General features: G+C 57.0%; 14 protein-coding genes. 8 read left to right on the forward strand and 6 right to left on the reverse strand.

Annotated elements, in window-relative coordinates; translation table 11 throughout:
• Positions 1-57: 57 nt before the first annotated feature.
• From ACG2K1_RS00555 to lysS, 5 genes are all read right to left on the reverse strand, one after another.
• A complete protein-coding gene (locus ACG2K1_RS00555) occupies positions 58-645 on the reverse strand; it encodes a UbiX family flavin prenyltransferase (protein ID WP_395428846.1) in 588 nt (195 codons plus the stop codon).
• Between the two features lie 54 nt (positions 646-699).
• Entirely contained in the window at positions 700-1,035 is a 336-nt protein-coding gene (locus ACG2K1_RS00560; protein WP_395428847.1) for a hypothetical protein, read from the reverse strand.
• Positions 1,036-1,565: 530 nt separating this feature from the next.
• Positions 1,566-4,406, reverse strand: a complete 2,841-nt coding sequence (locus tag ACG2K1_RS00565; protein ID WP_395428848.1) for a helicase-related protein — start codon at positions 4,404-4,406, stop codon at positions 1,566-1,568.
• Positions 4,407-4,409: 3 nt separating this feature from the next.
• Positions 4,410-5,588 carry a hypothetical protein gene (locus tag ACG2K1_RS00570; protein WP_395428849.1) on the reverse strand — a complete coding sequence of 393 codons (1,179 nt, stop codon included), beginning with the start codon at positions 5,586-5,588 and terminating at the stop codon, positions 4,410-4,412.
• Between the two features lie 143 nt (positions 5,589-5,731).
• Positions 5,732-7,243, reverse strand: a complete 1,512-nt coding sequence (lysS, locus tag ACG2K1_RS00575) for a lysine--tRNA ligase (RefSeq protein WP_395428850.1) — start codon at positions 7,241-7,243, stop codon at positions 5,732-5,734.
• A 175-nt stretch (positions 7,244-7,418) separates the two neighbouring features.
• Between lysS and ACG2K1_RS00580 the strand changes: the two genes are divergently transcribed.
• From ACG2K1_RS00580 to ACG2K1_RS00615, 8 genes are all read left to right on the forward strand, one after another.
• Complete coding sequence (locus ACG2K1_RS00580) at positions 7,419-7,559, forward strand: hypothetical protein (protein WP_395428851.1); 141 nt, start codon at positions 7,419-7,421, stop codon at positions 7,557-7,559.
• Positions 7,560-7,573: 14 nt separating this feature from the next.
• Positions 7,574-7,945, forward strand: a complete 372-nt coding sequence (locus ACG2K1_RS00585; protein ID WP_036495473.1) for a hypothetical protein — start codon at positions 7,574-7,576, stop codon at positions 7,943-7,945.
• Positions 7,946-8,039: 94 nt separating this feature from the next.
• Entirely contained in the window at positions 8,040-10,061 is a 2,022-nt protein-coding gene (locus ACG2K1_RS00590) for a prolyl oligopeptidase family protein (protein ID WP_395428852.1), read from the forward strand.
• A 213-nt stretch (positions 10,062-10,274) separates the two neighbouring features.
• Entirely contained in the window at positions 10,275-10,511 is a 237-nt protein-coding gene (gene acpP, locus ACG2K1_RS00595; protein ID WP_009427565.1) for an acyl carrier protein, read from the forward strand.
• A 116-nt stretch (positions 10,512-10,627) separates the two neighbouring features.
• Positions 10,628-11,875, forward strand: coding sequence for a beta-ketoacyl-ACP synthase II (gene fabF / locus ACG2K1_RS00600; protein ID WP_395428853.1), 1,248 nt, complete (start codon positions 10,628-10,630; stop codon positions 11,873-11,875).
• Positions 11,876-12,144: 269 nt separating this feature from the next.
• The gene (gene rpiA / locus ACG2K1_RS00605) at positions 12,145-12,813 is read left to right on the forward strand and encodes a ribose-5-phosphate isomerase RpiA (RefSeq protein ID WP_395428854.1); all 669 of its coding nucleotides are present in this window, start codon (positions 12,145-12,147) and stop codon (positions 12,811-12,813) included.
• 130 nt (positions 12,814-12,943) lie between these two features.
• Entirely contained in the window at positions 12,944-14,074 is a 1,131-nt protein-coding gene (ribD, locus tag ACG2K1_RS00610; RefSeq protein ID WP_395428855.1) for a bifunctional diaminohydroxyphosphoribosylaminopyrimidine deaminase/5-amino-6-(5-phosphoribosylamino)uracil reductase RibD, read from the forward strand.
• Positions 14,044-14,604, forward strand: a complete 561-nt coding sequence (locus ACG2K1_RS00615) for a hypothetical protein (RefSeq protein ID WP_009427570.1) — start codon at positions 14,044-14,046, stop codon at positions 14,602-14,604. The genes ribD and ACG2K1_RS00615 overlap by 31 nt, the downstream gene beginning before the upstream one ends.
• Here ACG2K1_RS00615 and ACG2K1_RS00620 read toward each other — a convergent pair.
• The gene (locus tag ACG2K1_RS00620) at positions 14,601-15,284 is read right to left on the reverse strand and encodes a hypothetical protein (RefSeq protein ID WP_395428856.1); all 684 of its coding nucleotides are present in this window, start codon (positions 15,282-15,284) and stop codon (positions 14,601-14,603) included. The two genes, ACG2K1_RS00615 and ACG2K1_RS00620, sit on opposite strands and share 4 nt — an antisense overlap.
• Positions 15,285-15,334 lie beyond the last annotated feature (50 nt).

A 15,334-nucleotide genomic window follows, 5' to 3' on the forward strand; every position in this document is an offset into this window, starting at 1 on the left:
TTTGGGACGGGGAGGCCGTTCCCGCCTACGCGGGAATGACGTTTCTGAAAACGGGTTTCAGACGGCCTTATCCGCCGCGCCGCCCGTCCATTGCGGGCTGTTGGGGATGTCGAGGCCGAGCAGGCCGAGGGCGCGGGCGGTGCTGTGGGCGACGATTTCGTCGGCGGTTTGCGGGCGGTGGTAGAGGGCGGGCACGGGCGGGAAGACGATGCCGCCCATTTCGCTGACGCGGCGCATGTTGTCGAGGTGGGCTAGGTTGAGCGGGGTTTCGCGCACCATCAGCACGAGGCGGCGGCGCTCTTTGAGGGTGACGTCGGCGGCGCGGGTGAGCAGGTTGTCGGCGAAGCCGTGGGCGACGGCGGCCAGCGTGCGCATGGAGCAGGGGGCGACAATCATGCCGTGCACGGGAAACGAGCCGCTGGACACGGGCGCGCCGAGGTTGCCGATGGCGTGGACGGTGTCGGCGAGGCCGTAGATATCATCTTTGCCGTAGGGCGTTTCGAGGGCGCGGGTGAGTTCGGCGCCTTTGCTGACAATCAGGTGGCTTTCGACGTTGGGCAGGGAGCGCAGGATTTCGAGGGCGGCGCGGCCGTATTGGAAGCCGCTGGCGCCGCTGATGCCGACGATGATGCGGCGTGTGTGCATGGGTTGTCCTTTCGCTTGTGTCTGGGGGCGCGGGCTCGCGGCGGAGGATGGTTTTCAGACGGCCTTTATGCCGTGAGGCCGTCTGAAAAGCCGTTTATTTTTCTCGGAAACACTTTCCCGTTTGCCCTCGGTTGTGAAAAACACGATAACGGGGGTTTGGTCGAAAACATCGTTTTTCTCATAGCGTACTGCCCACTCGAAAACGGGTTCTTGCGGAGTCCAGTCGTTGGCGAGCTGATAGGCGATGCGGTTCCAGCAGTTGTTGAAGGAGGCGGGGTTTTTCTCTTTGGCGATTTTGTCGGTCTCGGCAATGATGGCGGGCAGTACGGAAAAGTCGATGCCGTCCACGGAGATATAGCCGTTTTCGGTGTCGGGGTCGATGCCGAGCACCTGCACGCCTTCGGGGCCGGTCCAGCTTTTGTCGCGGGAGTTGTAGGTGTAGTTGATGATTTTGGCTTCTTTGTGCTTGGTGCGGTTGCCGTCTTTGGTACTGGGTACGATGTTGCGGGAAATGCTGCCCGCGCTTTCGCGGTCGACGCTTGATTTGGGTTCGGCATACAGGTTGAAGAAGCGGTAGGCTGCTATTTTTTGCCCTGCACTTCGGCTTTCATTTCTTCCGCGCTTTTCTTCTCGCCGCAGCCGGCGAGCAGGATTGCACCGGCCAGGGCGGCGGCGATGAGTTTGAGGCCGGGTTGGTTCACAGGATTGCTCCGTCGGTTTGTTGTGGGAAAAATCGGGAAAGAGGCCGTCTGAAAAATGGTTTTCAGGCTGCCTGAAAACCGTTTGCCCGCTTATTCCGGCACTGTACTATTTCTCTTTCTCTCAAAAAACTGCCCATCTGAAAAACAGAATAAATTTTAACAGAACGCCGGTAGCAGGAAAAAGCTGAATTCTTGGGAAGTTCGTCTGAATTCTGTTTTTCAAAGAGGGTTATTCCATGCCATTGCCAACCATTGTTTATTTTCCGGAAACAAGCATTCGCCTTGATATTCTGCCAGCTGTTTTTCTGCTTCCTGCTCCCATAGGCGGCAGGCAGTTTGAAGGTATGTTTTGTTTGGTACGGCCATACTTTGACCAGTAAACGGCCGCTTAAGCCATTCTGTGAATCCGTTTGGGTTACGGCATATTTTCCCAAAATGGTCGATTCCTACGATGTTCAAAGTTTGCAATACTCGTCGTCCCAACCCATCCTGCCAGCGCAACATAAAACAGGCGATAGCAGGACAATCGCCTGCATGGCTTATTAATGCAGATAATCCGCCAAATTTATAAGATTTTGCCGTTTGCAGCATTAAGATCATCAGCGGATGGTTAATGTCCAGTATTTCTATGTTGGATGCCAGTTTGGCACTGAGACGGTCGGTGGTAACGCGCAAACGGTTTTTCCGGCGTTTAAGTGCTTTACAAATGGATTCGGGCAATTCGATGTCCCATACTTTTCCTTTATGCAATGTAGTAAACGGAATATCCAGAACAACAAACATACCGCTGACAAAAGCCTGCCAGTGTTCTACAGAGAGTTTCAGCCCTCCAGCCGTTTCGCTGCTGTGGAAGCCTGCTGCGTAAGCAAACAGTTCGCGCTGACGGCTGACTGCGTCTTTGGCACGGATCAGTGCGGCTTCAATTTCGTCGGTTGTGCGCTTCCAATTTATCGGCTCGGAACGGTTAAGGATATCGCCAATGTCTGCCAGTTCGGTAAATTCGCCAAAAATATCATCGTACAACCGTTCATTGAATTCGTTGTTGACTTTGGCCATATCGCTGACGACCTGATGAATGCGTTGGTACATCATTTGAACGACTTGCTCGTCGGCGGTGTCTTGGGTGTGAAGATTGAAAATATGCACTTTGTTCTGCTGACCGTAGCGATAGAGACGGCCTATACGCTGCACCAGCCGCATCGGATTCCACGGCAGGTCGTAATTAATCATAATGTGGCAGTTGCGTTGCAGATTGATGCCTTCTCCACCTGCCTCAGTGGACAACAAAAAGAGGATGTTTCCGCTGTCAAACTCACGAATAACCTGTCGTCGCGCGCTATGCGGCATCGAGCCGTGAATCGCACCGACTCTGCCGATGCCATACCGCTGTTCCAAGTGGTGTTTCAAGTATTCTTGGGTCGTTTTGTATTCGGTAAACAGCAACAGCTTTTCCTGCGGATGTTCGGCATGAATCTGTGGCAGGATGTTGTCGAGTAGGGCATAAAGCTTGGCATCGTTTTGCTTCAAGTTACCTGAAAGTTGCAGCAGTTTTTGCAGATGTTGTTTTTCACCGTGAAAAAATTCTCCCTGCTCTTCCAACAATGCTAATTGTTTTTCTTCGTCCTCCCCTCCGAAACGCTCATCCTCGTTTCCGATGTCGCTTTCTGCATTGTCAAAATGTGGTGCGGTCATGGTTTCCAGTTTGTCCATTCGACGGCGCAATGCCGTATCGATAGCGGCAATACTGGATGCTGCAAGCTTGCGGTAGGTAGTCATCACAAAACCGACTGCACGCGTATAGATGTCGGATGGATTATTGCCGCAATAGGCTTGTCGGAAGTAATCCTGCAATTCGGCATCAAATTGTCTGAATTCATCACTGGTAGGAATCGGCACGGCATGAACCGTTTTGCCTTTAAAGATAAAGTTTCCTTCCACATCGGTTACATCTGCCTTGTTGTTGCGGCACACCATATCGCGCAGCAACTCGGGATGGTGTTCAAGCAAGCGGATTTTTTCTGTGCGTTCAGGGCGAAGCAATTCCAGTAATGCTTGAAATTTGTCGCTTTTCCCCTGATGCGGGGTTGCACTGAGCAGCAGCATTGCTTCGGTTTGTCCGCGTAAAAAGCGGGCGAGTTTGAAACGGTCGGATGATTGAAATTTCATGCCATACTGGTAACGGCTCAGGCGGTGGGCTTCATCAAACACTACTAAGTCCCAACGCCCGGCTGAAGCCAGCATTTCCAGTTGTATTTCGTCTTTCAATTTATCCATCGAAGCAATAACGAAATCATACATTTTCCAATGTCGTGCCTCGTTAATATGGAAATCTTCACCGTAAATTTGGAATTTTCCCAAATTGAATTTATCGTGTAATTCTTCCTGCCATTGGCGGGTCAGCCCGGCCGGAGCAACCAGCAAAACGCGGTTCAGACGACCTCTCTGTTGCAGTGCATACAGCAACATGCCTGTTTCTATAGTTTTGCCCAAACCCACATCGTCGGCAATCAGCCAATTCAGATTGCCCGAAGAAAGAATATGGTGAACCAGATGGATTTGATGTGGTAGCGGGTCAATTTCCAAATCTGATAAGGCACCGGTATTTTCGTTCCACATCTCTAAGGCATGGGCTAGAATCTTCAGCCGAAACCGTTCACCGTTTTTCTCATTACCAAAATCAGCAGTGGCAAAGCGTTGTTTGGCATCTTTAACCAACCGCAGATTCTGATATGGCAGCCACAACTTTTTCCCATTTTCGGGAAACTCCGCCAACACCTGTTCGCAGCCGCCAATGATGCGGCACTGCAAAACCGTGCCGATTCCCCAGTCGGCTTCTTTGCCGTTTTGCTGTTGCATATAAACGGACATGCCTGCTTTCAAACCATTGCCAATTCGGTGAAGCGGGCAGCGGTGTGTTTTCCCTTGCGGTGTTTGCAGCATTACCCAAAATTGCTGCCCATCATCAATGAATGTATTTGAAACTCTTCCCCAAACGGCATTTTCACCGTTGTTGTCGTAATCCGTATCTCGAACGCACGCATTTTTTACGGGGATTAACATGGTTTACCATTCCGCTTTTGAATCGTTTTTCTCACAAGTAACATTCAGTCTGTTGCGATATGCCTGCACAATTAGCCGACTGTTTATTAAATCTTTCCCGCGCAATTCTATATAGATAGGTTTTAAAGCATCATAAAGATTGATCAGATGATGCCGGAAGAAGAGCTTTTTAGCTGCTTCCGGCCACGCAGCCAAATCCAGTGGCAGTTTCTTAAATATGTCAGTATGACTTCTTCCTTCTGCCACCCATTCGGCAATCAAGGCACAATGTCGTTCCCAAGTAGTCGGATGATGTTCTTCATAATAATAGGCAGCCTGAAGCAAAGTATCGCTTCGGTTTTGCCCGATAGGGACTATCGGTTGTAACCGGTCATCCGGACGTTCTAATTCACTAACCAGCCAATATTCCGCAGGATGTGCTGTTTGTCTGCCGACAAAATCGATAAAAGTTTTGCATTCCTGCCGCCAATAGTTCGAGCAGAACCAAAAGTCATACAAATCCTCCAAACGGGCGATCACTTCTTCCAAACATGGAATACCTTCAAAACAAGACAAAACTTTGAAAGCCTGCGGCCAGCTGAGAAACCAATGGGTAGCATGAGTGTGTTGTCCCGTATAGCTGTTAATACCGAGCATGGAGATATGCCAACAGGCATTTTGTTCCCAATATTTTTTCAACTCGTAAGCGCAAATTATCAGTTCGGGCGGAATATTGCGCTCTACCGCACGGTACAGTGCCGTTTTGGTTGCCCCGCTCCTCGGTTTGAGAAAAATATCGGTTAAAAACGCAAGATAGCGTTGCGGCCAGCCGAAATCATCCAGTAATTCGTATGCGGTTCGGCGGGCATAATCTTCCTGTGTAAAAATATCGTCTGGCAGTATCTGAAACCACTCTTCATATTCATCCTCCTCCTGCCAATCCCAGTTATCCGTTATTTCTTCTATCTGTTCTTTTCCATCATTTTCTTCAACTGAAAGATCGTACCAATCCAGCAATACAGTACGTGACTGTATTTGAAAAGAAGCTGCAACAGCTTCCAGCGGGGCATTAGGTTTATGCACAACAGCAGAATATTCTTGCTGCGGCCATACGGAATCAAAAATTCCCTGTCGGACAATATAATCGTCATTTTCCGGCGACCAAACACCATCCTCGGCAAATTCCTCATCCAACCAATCCATCTGCTGCACCACCGCTAAAATCTCCCAAGTTTATTTTTAATAAAGCAGCCTAAAAACTGATTGCTCCGTTTTCAGGCTGTCTGTTATTGATAATACTTTTTGTAAAAACTATCTGAATGCGTGGATAACCTCAGACAGGCTGCCTACTCCGGCCGCATCTGCGGGAACAGAATCACGTCGCGGATGCTTTGCGCGTCGGTGAGCAGCATCACGAGGCGGTCGAGGCCGATGCCGCTGCCGCCGGTGGGGGGCAGGCCGTATTCCATCGCGCGGATGTAGTCGGCGTCGTAGTGCATGGCTTCGTCGTCGCCCGCGTCTTTTTGCGCCACTTGGGCTTTGAAGCGGGCGGACTGGTCTTCGGGGTCGTTCAGCTCGGAATAGCCGTTGGCCAGCTCGCGGCCGACGACAAACAATTCAAAACGGTCGGTCAGGCCGGGCTTGGTGTCGGAGGCGCGCGCCAGCGGCGATACTTCCACCGGATAATCGATGATGAAAGTCGGGTTCCACAGTTTGCCCTCGGCGCAGCCTTCAAACAGTGCCAGTTGCAGGCTGCCGATGCCGGGCGAGGGCGGCAGGCTTTCGCCGTGGCGCACGATTTCTTTTTTCAGCCATTCGGCGTCAAAAAGCTGCTCGTCGGTGTAGTGCGGATTGTATTTTTTGATGGCTTCCAAAATCGTCAAACGCTCAAACGGGCTTTCCAAATCGACTTCTTTTCCGTTGTAGCTGATTTTGGCCGTACCGCAGACGGCCTGTGCACAGGCGCGGATGACTCCCTCGGTCATTTCCATCATGCGCTCGTAGGTGCAGAAGGCCTCGTAAAATTCCATCATGGTGAATTCGGGGTTGTGGCGCGTGCTCATGCCCTCGTTGCGGAAGCTGCGGTTGATTTCAAACACGCGCTCCAAGCCGCCCACCACCAAGCGTTTCAAATACAGCTCCGGCGCGATACGCAGATACAGCGGCATATCCAGCGCGTTGTGATGGGTTACGAAAGGCTTGGCCGTTGCGCCGCCGGGAATCGGGTGCATCATCGGCGTTTCCACTTCGAGATAACGCTCGTTCACCATATAGTTGCGTACGGTTTGGATGATGCGGCTGCGTTTGATAAAGGTGTCGCGCGATTCGGGGTTCACAATCAGATCGACATAACGTTGGCGGTATTTTGCCTCTTGGTCGGCCAAACCCTTGTGTTTGTCGGGCAGCGGGCGCAGCGATTTGGACAACAGGCGCACATTGGACACGCGCACGGTCAGCTCGCCGTGGTTGGTTTTGAACAAAGTACCTTCCGCGCCGACGATGTCGCCCATGTCCCAATGTTTGAAATCTTCGTGCGCCGCCTCGCCCACGCCCTGATTGTTGATGTAGAGCTGTATTTGGCCGGTTGCGTCCTGCACGGTGGCAAAGCTGGCCTTGCCCATCGCGCGTTTGAGCATCATGCGGCCGGCGATTTTTACCGGAATTGCCTGCGGGTCGAGTTCTTCTTTACTTAAAGCGTCGTATTTTTCATGCAGCTCGGCAGCGAAGCTGTCGCGTTTGAAATCGTTGGGGAACGCGATGCGTTCGGCGCGGATGGCGTTGAGTTTTTCGCGGCGGATAGCGATAATTTGGTTTTCGTCGATATGGACTTCTTCGGCGGGATTGTGCTGTTCGGTCATGTTTTTTACCTGATAAAAAACAGGCAGTTGAATCTGCCTGCGGATAAAGAAAATTTACGCGGATTTTACGCGCTTTTCCGTATTTTTGAAAGACAGGCCGTCTGAACGCCGCGGCGGCGAAACGGGAAGAAGCCCGTTCCGTAGGGCATCGGGCGGTTTCAGAAGGCCTCTGGTTGTGTTAAAAGCTATCGCATTGGGTTTTTCTGTTTACAAAAATTATCCGAATGCCTTTGCTTTTTTAACAGAAAAAGCCTTAGTATGGCGGCGCTTTTGCGGCGGGCGTCTGCCGCAAAGGATTTTCATCCAATCTACTTAATTGAGGATACGCATATGAAACTGTTGTCTGCCGTCGTACTGTCTTCCCTGGTTGCCCTCAGCGGCACCGCCATGGCCGAAACCGGCAATCCCACCGTCAGCAAAAAAACCGTCAGCTACCGCTGCCAGCAGGGCAAACGCATCAACGTGACCTACGGTTTTAACAAACAAGGCCTGCCCAACTACGCCGTTGCCCGCATCAACGGCCGCAACCGCACCATGGACATCAACCTCGACCGCTCCGACAATGTGGACACTTTCTTCATCGACGAGGGCGGCTACACTTTGAGCACCAGCGAGATGAGCACCAAAACCTACCACAAGCAGCCCATCATGATCACTTCGCCGAAAGACGAAATCCTGTTCAAAAGCTGTACGCCCCGCTGATTGTGCATCAAGCGCAGAGGCCGTCTGAAAACGTTTCAGACGGCCTTTTTGTTTATAATCGCGCCCTTTTCTCCTTTTCAGACAGCCTCACACCATGCCCGAGCAACACGATCCGTTTTCCCGTTTCCACAATCTTTCCGACCCCGCCACGCAGGATTTCGCCTGCAGCGCCCACGGCGAAACGCTGGCGCGCTTTGCCGGCGACGACGTCTTCCGCGCCCTGCGCGACGACATCGCCGAAGCCATGCGCGACGAGCGGCAGATTCCGTTTTGCCAGGAACACCGCGCGCGGATGTACCATTTTTACCAGAGCGAAGACTTTCCCAAAGGCGTCTACCGCGTCTGTTCCGCCGCCTCCTACCGCGCCGGTCTGCCCGATTGGGAAGTGCTGTTTTCCGTAGCCGATTTCGACGAAATCCTCGGTGACGACGTTTACTTGGACGGTGTGTCGCATTATGTCGAGCAGCCGCTGCGCGTGCTGTTGAGCCTGAGCGCGGCGGGCGGCGACGCGGCCTACACGCTGGAATTCGATTTGGCTGGGCGGTGCATCGTCGAAAACGGCTTCCACTTTCCGGCGGGCAAAAACCATATTTCGTGGCGCGACGAAAACAGCGTGTGGGTCTGCCCCGCCTGGGACGATCGCCAGCTCACCGAATCGGGCTATCCGCGCCAGGTGTGGCTGCTCGAACGCGGTCAGGCGTTTTCAGACGGCCTGCCCGTGTTGCAGGTGGCGGAAAACTGGATGATGGCCAACGCCTGGCGTTATCTCGACGGGCTGGGTTCGCCCGTGGATCTGATCGAGGCGGCGGAAGGCTTTTTTACCAAAGACTATTACCAGGTGCTGCCCGACAACAGCACCGCCAAACTGAACCTGCCGCGCGACTGCGACATCGTCGGCTACACGGCGGGGCAGTTGCTCGTGCAGCTGCGCGAACCGTGGCAGCGCGCCAAGCAAAGCTATCCGGCGGGCGCGCTGGTGGCGGTGAAGCTGAACAAGGGCGTGCTGGGCGAGGCTGCTCTGCTATTCGAGCCGTCGGACACGCAGGCGGTGGACAGCGTGGAAACCACCAAACGCTTTATCGCCGTGTCGCTGCTGGATAAGGTGAAAGGCCGTCTGAAAGCGTGGAAATGGACGGGCAAAACATGGGAAGAACAAAGCCTGCCCGAGCTGCCCGCAGGCGCGCTGGAAATCACCGACCAACCCTGGGGCGGCGACATACTCTATCTGGCCGCCGACGACTTCACCACGCCGCTCACCCTGTTTGCCCTCGATTTGCACGTCAACGAACTGAGCGTGCTGCGCCGCCAGCCCGAACAGTTTGTTGCAGACGGCATCCGCGTGCAGCAGCTTTGGGCGGAATCGGCCGACGGCACGCGGATACCCTATTTCCACGTCGGTAAAACCGCCGCGCCCGACACGCCGACGCTGGTTTACGCCTACGGCGGCTTCGGCGAACCCGAGCCGCCGCATTACCCCGAAAGCATCGGCCGCCACTGGCTCGAACAGGGGAATGCTTTTGTTGTTGCCAACGTGCGCGGCGGCGGCGAGTTCAAACACTGGCACGCCGCCGCGCAGGGCAGGTACAAACACCGCAGCGCCGACGATCTGCTGGCCGTGGTGCGCGATTTGGCCGCGCGCGGCATGAGTTCGCCCGAACGCATTGCCGTGCAGGGCGGCAGCAACGGCGGCCTCGTCGCCGCCGCCGCCTTCGTGCGCGAACCGCAAAACATGGGCGCGCTGGTGTGCGAAGTCCCCCTCACCGACATGCTCGCCTACACCGAACTCTCCGCTGGCGCCAGCTGGACGGACGAATACGGCGACCCCGCCGACCCCGAAATGCGCCCCCACCTCGCCGCCCTGTCGCCCTACCACAAACTTTCAGACGGCCTCAGCTACCCGCCCGCCCTCATCACCACCAGCCTGTCCGACGACCGCGTCCACCCCGCCCACGCCTTAAAGTTTTACGCCAAACTGCGCGGCTATGGCGCAAACGCCTGGCTCTACGCACCCGACGGCGGCGGCCACACCGGCAACGGAACGCAGGAAGAAACCGCCGCCGAGCTGGCCTGCGTGCTGCGCTTTTTGCAGCAGACCATAGGCGCAGAAAAGCCGTGACAACGGGTAACCATAAGGAAAACCGGGGGAAAATGCGCTTGTCGGCAAAATCGCCGCCATGCTAAGATGCCCGCGCTTCGAGCCCCGCCCAAGCGGATACCCGCAGCGGGGCGTCAAACTAGATGGAAAACTCTAAACCAATCGGGTACAATGCGCCCGTTTTAAGTTTTACATTAACCACCGCCGCAAGGCTTTAAACAAGGACTTACAAATATGTCAAATGTCGACCAAAAAGTGAAAGAAATCGTTGCCGAGCAATTGGGCAAAACCGTTGACGAAGTGAAAAACGAATCTTCCTTCCAAGACGATTTGGGCGCCGATTCCCTCGACATCGTCGAGCTGGTTATGGCTTTGGAAGAAGCGTTCGGCTGCGAAATCCCCGATGAAGAAGCCGAAAAAATCACCACCGTTCAGGCTGCCATCGACTACATCAATGCACATCAGGGCTGATAAGCGGCTTTGACACATTCCGGCCTCTGCGCGCGGGCTTGCCTGCACACAGGGGTCGTTTCTCATTCAACCCGCCGCCGAACAGGCGCAAACGATTCCACAGCGAGCAGATTTTTATGAGTCAGCGAAGAGTAGTCATCACCGGCCTCGGGCAGGTATCCCCCGTCGGCAACGACATCCCGACCGCATGGGACAACCTACTGGCCGGCAAAAGCGGCATCGGCCGCATCACCCGCTTTGACGCATCCGACCTCAACAGCCAAATCGCAGGCGAAGTGCGCGGCTTCGACATCGGCCAATACATCAGTGCCAAAGAAGCCCGCCGCATGGACGTATTCATCCACTACGGCATCGCCGCCGCCCTCCAAGCCATCGCCGACGCAGGCCTCGACGACGTAAACGGCCTCGACAAAGACCGCATCGGCGTGAACATCGGCTCCGGCATCGGCGGCCTGCCCAGCATCGAAGCCACCGGCAAAGCCGTTATCGAAGGCGGCGCGCGCAAAATCAACCCCTTCTTCATTCCCAGTTCGCTGATTAACCTCATCTCCGGCCACGTTACCATCCTCAAAGGCTACCGCGGCCCCAGCTACGGCATGGTTTCCGCCTGCACCACCGGCGCGCACTCCATCGGCGATTCCGCCCGCATCATCAAATACGGCGACGCCGACATCATGATTGCCGGCGGCGCGGAAGGCGCAATCAGCACCCTCGGCGTAGGCGGATTCGCCGCCATGAAAGCCCTCTCCACCCGCAACGACGACCCCGCCACCGCCTCCCGCCCGTGGGACAAAGGCCGCGACGGCTTCGTTATCGGCGAAGGCGCAGGCATTTTGGTATTGGAAGAGCTTGAACACGCCAAAAAACGCGGCGCGAAAATCTACGCCGAACTCGTCGGCTTCGGCATGAGCTCCGATGCCTACCACATCACCGCCCCCGACGAAGAAGGCCCCGCATTGGCCGTCACCCGCGCCCTCAAAGACGCAGGGCTGAACGCCGCCGATGTGGACTACGTCAACGCCCACGGCACGTCCACCCCGCTGGGCGATGCCAACGAAACCAAAGCCCTCAAACGCGCCCTGGGCGAACACGCCTACAAAACCATCGTCAACTCCACCAAATCCATGACCGGCCACCTGCTTGGCGCGGCAGGCGGAGTAGAAGCCGTGTACAGCGTCTTGGCCGTACACAACCAAAAATCCCCGCCCACCATCAACCTGTTCGAGCAGGACATCGAAGCAGGCTGCGATTTGGACTACTGCGCCAACGAAGCCCGCGACGCAAAAATCGACGTCGCCCTCTCCAACTCCTTCGGCTTCGGCGGCACCAACGGTACGCTGGTATTCAAACGCTTTACCGGCTGACCGTGCCCGTTGCAGCAGGTGCAAAGGCCGTCTGAAAATCCAAATCGGGTTTTCAGACGGCCTTTTTGTTTCGTATAGGGTGCGCCGCTTGGGCGGCACATCCTACACACGAGCCTTGCAGGCTTTCAGACGGCCTCCTGTCCCCACCTTTGCGATGGGTCAAACAGCCGCCGTTTTCCCGCCGCCGCGGCCGCCCCGCGCTTCCGCCGCCCCCTGCCTTTCGGTATCATGCAGCCCGACAAACCAACCACGACAAAAAGGAGCAGAACATGGCAGCACAAGACGATCTGAAACGCATGGCGGGCGAAAAAGCCGTCGGCTTCGTGCCCGAAAACGAATACATCGGCATCGGCACGGGTTCCACCGTCAACCACTTCATCAAAGCCCTGGCCGAAAGCGGCAAAGTCGTCAAAGGCGCGGTCAGCAGCTCCAAAGCCACCTCCGAGCTGCTGGCGCAGTATGAAATTCCCGAAGTGACTTTGAGCGACGTGGTGCGGCTGGCCGTTTACATCGACGGCGCCGACGAAGTGAACCACAGCCTGCAAATGATCAAAGGCGGCGGCGGCGCCCTTTTGCGCGAAAAAATCGTCGCCAGCGCCTCGGAGCGCTTTGTCTGCATCGCCGACGAAAGCAAATACGTCACCCGCCTCGGCCGCTTCCCGCTTCCCGTCGAAGTGATTCCCGCCGCCCGCTCGCTGGTGGCGCGCAAACTGCTCGCGCTGGGCGGCGAACCCGAATTGCGCGTCGGCTTCACCACCGACAGCGGCAACGAAATCCTTGACGTCTCCGGCCTCGATTTGTCGCGTCCGCTGACGATGGAAGAAGAAATCAACAAAATCACCGGCGTGGTGGAAAACGGCCTCTTCGCCCGCGACACCGCCGACGTGCTGCTGCTGGCACGCGCAAGCGGCGTGGAAACGATCACCATCGGCGGCTGAGCCGGATCCTAGACAAACACCGCATCAAGGCCGTCTGAAACCACGCTTTCAGACGGCCTCAACCGTTTTCCGCCCCATCCGGGCGCCGCTATAATCCGCCCCCGTTTTCCGTTCCGAAAGGCCGTCTGAAATGCCCTCCCCCCAAGAGCCAACCTTCACCGACACCGACCGCCGCCATATGCAGGCCGCCCTCGCCCTTGCCCGCGAAGGCCGTTTTTCCACCAGCCCCAATCCCCGCGTCGGCTGCGTTATCGCACGCGGCGGGCAGATTGTCGGACAGGGCTTCCACGTCCGCGCGGGCGAACCCCATGCCGAAGTGCACGCCCTGCGTCAGGCGGGGGAACTCGCACGCGGCGCAACGGCCTACGTCACCCTCGAACCGTGCAGCCACCACGGCCGCACCCCGCCCTGCGCCGAAGCCCTCGTTGCGGCGGGCGTGTCGCGCGTCGCCGCCGCCATGTCCGACCCCAACCCGCAGGTGGCCGGACGCGGCCTCGCCCTCTTGGCGGCGGCGGGCATCCGCACCGAATGCGGCCTGCTCGAAACCGAAGCCCGCGAACTCAACCGCGGCTTCCTGTCGCGCATCGAACGCGGCCGCCCCTTCGTCCGCCTCAAATGCGCCGCCTCGCTCGACGGCAAAACCGCCCTTTCAGACGGCCGCAGCCAATGGATTACCAACGCCGCCGCCCGCGCCGACGTGCAGATACTGCGCGCCGAAAGCTGCGCCGTGCTCACCGGCATCGGCACCGTGCTCGCCGACGACCCGCTGCTCACCGTCCGCGCCTTCCCCACCGTGCGCCCGCCCGAGCGCGTCGTCCTCGACAGCCGCCTGCGCCTGCCGCCAAGCGCCAAGCTGCTGGCCGACCCCTCCGCCCCCGTTATCATCCTCACCGGCGAAACCGACCCCGCCAAACACGCCGCCTTCGCCCGTTTTCCGCACGTTTCCCTCCGCACCGTGCCGCTGCTTTCAAACGGCCTTATCGACCTGAACGCCGCCCTCGCCGCGCTGGCGGAACAAGGCATGGGCGAAGTGCTGGCCGAAGCGGGCGCGACGCTGGCGGGCGCGCTGCTGCGGGCGGATTTGGTTGACGAAATCGTCCTCTACCAAGCGCCGAAAATCCTCGGCACGGCGGCGCGCGGCCTGTTCGAGCTGCCCGAAAACCCCGCCGCCCTCGCCGCCCGCGCGCACTGGCACACCGTGTCCGCCGACATCCTCGACGGCGATATCAAATGGGTGCTGCGGCGGACAGAGGCCGTCTGAACGCACTTTCAGACGGCCTCAACCAGCGGAAACAGCCCGTGAACAAACGCAAAACGAAAAAACGCCAAACCCGCGCCGCGCGGCCTGCCGCCGTGCCGCCGCAGCGGGCGAAACCGTCGGAAAAGCCGGTGGAAAAACTCTTTGCCCTCGGCATGGTCACGGCGTTTGCCGCACTCGTGCCGCTGTTTTCCCTGATGGCAGAAATTGTGCGCGCCGTCATGGAAAACGGCTTTTCAAGCGGCCTCTCCGCCACGCTGCTTGCTGCGAAGACGTTGCGCTTGTTTTTCGCACAAACGGCGGCTTTGGCGACGCTGTTCGTCCTTTATTTCATCGAAGAAGACGCCGAAGACGCAGGCGGCGAACCGCTCTTTGGCCGCAGCGGACGGCTGCTGTTCGGCATCGCGGGCGGCGCACTGGCAGGTCTGGCAACGGCAGGCGTGCACGGCGCGGCTTGCGGTGCGGCGGCGGGTCTGATGGCGGCGCTGCTGATGCCGTGGCTGAAATATCTGCTGCGCCATGCCTCGTTTTAAACGGGAAAAAGCGAAAAGGCCGTCTCTGTCCGAACAGGCAGGGACGGCCTTTTGCATGGGCAAAACGTACAGCCCGCATTTTCAGACGGCCTCCGTTTTGCAGGGCGTGCCGCATTCAAACGAAAGGCCGTCTGAAAGCGGGTTGGGCGTTCAGACGGCCTTTGCCGTTGCGGCAGCATCATTTTCTGTCCGGTTCGGGCGGGGCGTTTTTTGTGCCTGCCGCCGCGCATAAAAAATCGGCGAACTTGGCGCACAGGCCGCTGTCGATATCGTGCATTTCCTGCAACAGCAGCATCAGGTCTTCGCCGATGTCGCCCGGCAGGCGGAGACGGGTTCGGTTGTCGTATCGGGCTCAGGAAAAAACGGCTGATGCGCCGTATGCCGTGTTCGCGTCCCTCTCCGCCGCTCTCGCTGCCGCACCATGAAATACGGGCGCGGACGCGCAGCCGGTGCGCGGTAATCAGGCCGTCTGCAAAGGCGGCGGCGCAGGCCGGGTCTTCCGCCGCGCCGTCGGATTCGGCCAGCGGCAGGATTTCGGCGGCGACAAAATCACGCCACAGCCGCATCAGTTCGCGGTTGGGCACGGTGTTGACGATGTCCGAATCCCAAACGGCGTAAAACGCCCGCCTGACTTCGTTGGCGGCGGTTTTTTTCTCGCGGCGGCGGTTGTTTTTATTCATCGTATGCTCCAAACGGAAGCGGCAAAACGCCGTTCTCTGCACGGGTTGGA

The organism is Neisseria sp. 23W00296 (genome assembly GCF_044772855.1).
In the GTDB taxonomy this organism is placed as follows: Bacteria; Pseudomonadota; Gammaproteobacteria; order Burkholderiales; family Neisseriaceae; genus Neisseria.